This is a genomic window from uncultured Flavonifractor sp., assembly GCF_944383115.1.
GTDB lineage: Bacteria > Bacillota > Clostridia > Oscillospirales > Oscillospiraceae > Flavonifractor.
This window is the reverse complement of sequence record NZ_CALWOJ010000160.1, coordinates 1-5,575: the sequence shown is the minus strand read 5'-3', so window position 1 is coordinate 5,575 and position 5,575 is coordinate 1. Positions and strand designations below refer to the sequence as shown.

Genomic DNA, 5,575 nt, shown 5'->3' with positions numbered 1-5,575 from the left:
TGCTTGGCCTGGATCAGGCCGTTCTGGCCGGTGGTGGCGTCCAGCACCAGCAGGGTCTCCCGGTCGCAGCCGGGCAGTTCCCGATCCACCACACGGGAGATCTTGTTCAGCTCGTTCATCAGGTTCTGCTTGTTGTGCAGCCGCCCGGCGGTGTCGATGAGGACCACATCGGTGCCTCTGGCCTTGGCGGCGGTCAGCGCGTCAAACACCACGGCGGCGGGATCGGCCCCCTCGTGCTGACGGACGATCTCCACCCCGGAGCGCCCGCTCCAGATCTCCAACTGGTCGGCGGCGGCGGCCCGGAAGGTGTCGGCGGCGGCCATCAGCACCCGCTTGCCCTCCCCCTTCATTTTGGCGGCCAGCTTGCCGATGGTAGTGGTCTTGCCCACGCCGTTCACGCCGATGAACAGGGCCACCGACGGGGTGGTGGTGAGGTGCAGGTCCGGCTGGCCCACCTGGAGCATTTCGGTGAGTACCTGGCGCAGGCAGGTGCGGGCGGAGTCCATGTCCTTGATCTTCTCCTCCTTCACCCGGCGGCGCAGTTCCTCCACCGCCTTGAGGGTGGTGTCCACCCCCATGTCCCCCAGAATCAGGGTCTCCTCCAGTTCGTCGTAAAAGTCGTCGTTCAGCTCACCGGCAAACAACTGGTCGATGGAGTGGCCGATGTTCTCCTTGGTGCGGGTCAGGCCCGCCTTGATCTTCGCAAAAAAGCCCATATTGATGTTGGTTCCTTTCAGTTCATGATGAAACTGCCGTCTTATTTGATATGCAGCTCTTTTTCCACATCGTTCAGGTTAATTGTGAGCATCCGGCTGATGCCCTGCTCCTGCATGGTGACGCCGTACAGCACGTCGGCCTCCTCCATGGTACCGCGGCGGTGGGTGATGACGATGAACTGGGTCTTATCCGCCATCTGGCGCATGTAGTGGGCAAAGCGCACCACGTTGGCGTCGTCCAGGGCGGCCTCGATCTCGTCCATAACCACGAAGGGGGTGGGCCGCACTTTCAGAATGGCAAAGTAGAGGGCGATGGCCACGAAGGCCTTCTCGCCGCCGGACAGCAGGGAGAGTACCTTCAATGCCTTGCCGGGAGGCTGTACCTTAATCTCAATGCCGCAGTTGAGGATATCCTCCGGGTCCTCCAGCTCCAGGGTGGCCTTGCCGCCCCGGAACAGCTCCACAAAGGTCTGCTGAAAGGCCTCGTTGAGGATGGCAAACTGCTTGGCAAAGATGGCACGCATCTCCTCGGTAATATCGGCAATGATGCCCTCCAGTTCCTTTTTGGATTTCAGCACATCGTCCCGCTGGTCGGTGAGGTAGGTATACCGCTCGTTGATGCGCTGGAATTCTTCGATGGCGTCCAGGTTGATGTTGCCCAGGCTGGAGATGGATTTTTTCAGCTCCCCCACCCTACGCTGGGCCTTGGGGACGCTCTCCAGTTCCACCCGCTGGGCCATTGCCGCCTGGTGGGACAGCTCGTAGGTCTCCCACAGCTTGTCCAGCAGGTTTTTCTCCTCCATTGCGGCGGCGGCCTTTTTCTGCTCCAGCACGGAGACCTCCCGCTCCAGGCCCAGCAGGGCGCTGTTTCTGTCCCGGGCGTCCTTGTCCGCCTGATTGCGCTGGGCCTCCAACGCCAGTTTCTCGTCGTTGATGCGGGCAATGGTCTCCTGCCGCTCTCCGTTCTCCCGGCGGATGATCTGGAGCTGCCGCTCCTTCTCGCCGATCTCCTGCTCCAGGCTGTCGTTCTTCTCCTGGAACTGGGTGAGCATCTGCTCCCGCTCGGCCTTGTCGCCGCTCAGATCCCGGCGCAGCTGCTCCAATTCGGTCATGGACTGCCGAACTGCCTGAGATTCCGCCTCCAGGGCGGCCAGGCGCATATTCAGTTCCGCGATGGCCTCGCCAATGGCGGCGGCCCTCTCCTGGGCGTCAGACTGGCCTTTGACCTTGCCTTCGGCCTCCGCCCGCAGGGCGGCCGCCGCTCCTTCCAGGGACTCCACTCTGGCCCGGGCGGCACGGGTATCCGCCTCGATCTGGGCGGAACGGGTCTGGAGCAGTTCCAGCTCCCCCTTCTGGTCGGCCCGCTGCTTTTTCAGGTCGGCCAGCTGGGTATCCAGGTGTCCCAGCCGCTCCTCCAGCTTGAGGATATCGTCCTCATGGCGGCGCTGCTGGGCCTGGGCGGTCTCCATCTCGTAGGCCGCCGCGGTGGCTTCCCGGCGGGTCTCCTCCATTGCCCGGGCGGCGTCGGCCAGCTGCCTGGCCACGCCCTCCCGCTGCTGGGCAAGACGCTCCAGCTCATTGGCCCGGCTCAGAATGCCCGCGCTGCGGGACACCGAGCCGCCGGTCATGGAGCCGCCGGGGTTGAGTACCTGACCGTCCAGGGTGACGATCTTGAATCGGTAGCTGTACTTGCGGGCCATAGCGATGGCCTTGTCCATGTCCTCAGCCACCACGGTGCGGCCCAGCAGGTTGGAAAAAACCTTCTCATATTTGGGGTCAAACTGGATCAACTCGCTGCCCAGGCCCACAAAGCCCGGTTCACTGCGTACGCCCTGATCCCGGAACTCGGAGGGCCGCATGGAGGTCAGCGGCAGGAAGGTGCTTCGCCCGCCGTCCCGGCGCTTGAGGAACTGGATGGCGGTTTTGCCGTCCTCCTCCCGCTCCACCACGATATGCTGCATGGCGCCCCCCAGGGCGATCTCAATGGCCACCGTATAGGCATCGGGCACATGGATGAGCCCCGCCACCGGGCCGTGAATGCCCCGGAGCTGTCCCTTCTTGGACTCCCCCATGACCAGCTTTACCGCTTTGGAGTAGCCCTCATACATCTTTTCCATCTCGGAGAGCATATGGATGCGGGAGTTCAGTGCGTTGTCCTCCATCTGGAGTTTGACGTGGCGTTCCTCCGCCTCCTTGGCCTTCCTCTGCCGGCTCTCCAGGCGCAGCGTATAGCCGCTGATGATGTTCTGTAAGCTGTCCCGATCCTCTCTGGCCTGATCCAGTTCCTGGGCGGCCTGACGGCGGGTCTCCTCCGCCTCGTTCAGACGTTCCTCTCCGGCGGAGAGTTCCTGCCGCACCGTCTCGTCCCGGTCCAGCACCTCCTGGGCGGCGGCGGCCAGGGCGGAGATAAGGGCCTTGGCTTCGGCGGCGGAGGCGTTCTCCACCGCCTCTTTTTGCCGCAGCTGCTCCAGTTCCTGGGCAATGACGCCTGCCGAGCGGCTGGCGGAACTGGCCTCGTCCTGGCGGTGGGCCAGCTCTTTCCGCAGCCCGGCAGCCTGCCCGTCCAGCTCCTCCAGCCGGGCCTGACGTTCCCCGATCTGAGCGGCGATGGAGTCGGCCCTGCCCTCCTGCTGCTCCAGTTCACGCTGGATGCGATCCCGGTTTTCCAGGTTGTTCTGGATGTTGGTCTTGAGGACGGCGATGGCGTTTTCCAGGCCGTTGGCGTCGGCCTCACGCTGCATCATCTGGAAGCGGACGCCTTCGGCCTCCACATCTTTCTCCCGCATCTGGGCAGAAAAGGTCTCGGCAGCCGCATACAGGTCCTCCACCTGCTGCTGGACCTCCCCCTTCTGGCGGAGGGCGTTTTCATAATCGGACAGCGTCTTGATGGACCCGGCCCGGATCTTCTCCAGCTGATCCAGCCAGAGGGAGATCTCCAGCCCCCGCAGTTCGTCCCGCAGGATGAGGAATTTTTTGGCCTTTTCGCTCTGCTGGCGCAGGGGTTCCACCTGCAGTTCCAGCTCGTCGATCTTGTCGGTGATCCGCACCAGGTTCTCCTGGGTACGCTCCAGCTTGCGCTCGGCCTCCTCCTTCCGGTGGCGGAAGCGGGAGATGCCGGCGGCCTCTTCAAAGATCTCCCGGCGGTCGCCGCTCTTCACCGACAATATCTCGTCGATGCGGCCCTGGCCAATGATGGAGTAACCCTCCCGACCCAGTCCGGTGTCCATGAACAGCTCGTTTACGTCCTTGAGGCGGACGGAGCGGCGGTTGATGTAGTACTCGCTCTCGCCGGAACGGTAATACCGGCGGGTGACCATGACCTCGCTCTCCTCCAACGGGAAGATGTGATCGGAATTGTCCAGGATCAGCGACACTTCGGCAAAGCCCTGCTGCTTCCGGACAGCGGTACCGCCGAAGATCACGTCCTCCATCTTACCGCCTCGGAGGGCCTTGGTGGACTGTTCCCCCATGACCCAGCGAATAGCGTCGGAGATATTTGATTTGCCGCTGCCGTTGGGACCGACAATAGCGGTGATGTCCTCCCCGAAGGAGAGGACCGTTTTGTCCGGGAAGGATTTAAACCCCTGGATCTCCAATGCTTTTAAATACAAGACGGCACCTCGCAACACACATACTTTTGAATAAAGTATTATATCAAGGAATAGCTCTGATTGCAAACTCTTTTGACCCCGGTATGCGCAAAACAGGACTGCGGTTTTCCGCAGTCCTGTTATTTCCTATCAGGCATCTCAGCCCTTCAGCTTCTCAATGGCGGCCTTAGCAGCCGCTTGTTCCGCCGCCCAAACCGCCCGGCGGTTTGGGAACCTCATTTCATTCCATCTGCCTGGGCGAAGTGAATTCGCCCGGCATCAAGGTTTTGCCTCCGGCAAAACGCTTGGCGCCGCAGAGCGGCGGCGCGCTTGCGCGCGCAAAAGAGGCGGAGCGCCCCGGCGCTCTCTCAGCCCTTCAGCTTCTCAATGGCAGCCTTAGCAGCCGCTTGCTCCGCCTCTTTTTTGCTGCGGCCCGTACCCTGGCCGATGGGGGTGCCGTTCAGATCCACCTCCACCGAGAAGATCTTGGCGTGGTCGGGGCCCTCGGCGCCAATAAGCTGATAGCCCAGCACCTGGCCGCTCTCCCGCTGGACCAGCTCCTGCAGGGCGGTCTTGTAGTCCCGGCTTGCGCTCTTTTCCTCTTCCCGGTCCAGGATAAATTTCTGGATGATTTTCCTGGCGGAGCCGATACCCCCGTCCAGATAGACGGCGGCAATCACCGCCTCCACCGCGTCTGCCACAATGGAGGGCCGCTCCCGGCCGCCGCCGGCGTCCTCACCCTTGCCCAGTTTCAGATACGCGCCCAGATTCAGCTGCTGGGCCACCTCTACCAGGCTGCCCTCGCAGACCAGGGCCGCCCGGGTACGGGTCAGATCCCCCTCGGGCAGGTCCGGATGGGTGCGGAACAGGTAATCCGCCGTCACCATACCCAGCACGGAGTCGCCCAGAAACTCCAGCCGCTCATTGCTCTGACAGCCTCTGGCCTTGTTCTCATTGGCATAGGAGCTGTGGGTCAGGGCGTTTTCCAACAGGGCCCGCTGGTTGAAGCGGTAGCCCAGCTTTTCTTCCAAGGCTTCCATAGCCGTCTCTTCCTTTCACGGCAGGAGCCCCGCCTTCGGCGGGGCTCCCCAGTCACATCTCGTTTCAGTCTTCCAGCTTGGACTTCAGATAGCGGACCAGATCGGCCACAGTGGCCACGCCGGACAGGTCGTCCTCATCCATATTTTCCAGACCGAACTCCTCTTCCACCGCCATGGTCAGTTCCACGATGTCCAGAGAGTCGGCGCCCAAATCCTCGAAGGAGGTGTC

Annotated in this window: 4 protein-coding genes; all 4 read right to left on the bottom strand. The window is 62.5% G+C overall.

Going from position 1 to position 5,575, the window contains the following annotated elements:
• On the bottom strand, positions 1–716 hold a 716-nt coding region (locus Q0K43_RS11655), incomplete at its 3' end, for a signal recognition particle-docking protein FtsY (RefSeq protein ID WP_297290693.1).
• 41 nt (positions 717–757) lie between these two features.
• Positions 758–4,327 carry a chromosome segregation protein SMC gene (smc, locus tag Q0K43_RS11650; RefSeq protein WP_297290692.1) on the bottom strand — a complete coding sequence of 1,190 codons (3,570 nt, stop codon included), beginning with the start codon at positions 4,325–4,327 and terminating at the stop codon, positions 758–760.
• A 347-nt stretch (positions 4,328–4,674) separates the two neighbouring features.
• Positions 4,675–5,346 carry a ribonuclease III gene (rnc, locus tag Q0K43_RS11645; protein WP_297290691.1) on the bottom strand — a complete coding sequence of 224 codons (672 nt, stop codon included), beginning with the start codon at positions 5,344–5,346 and terminating at the stop codon, positions 4,675–4,677.
• 64 nt (positions 5,347–5,410) lie between these two features.
• Positions 5,411–5,575: phosphopantetheine-binding protein (locus Q0K43_RS11640; RefSeq protein WP_297290694.1), on the bottom strand; the 165-nt coding region annotated here is incomplete at its 5' end.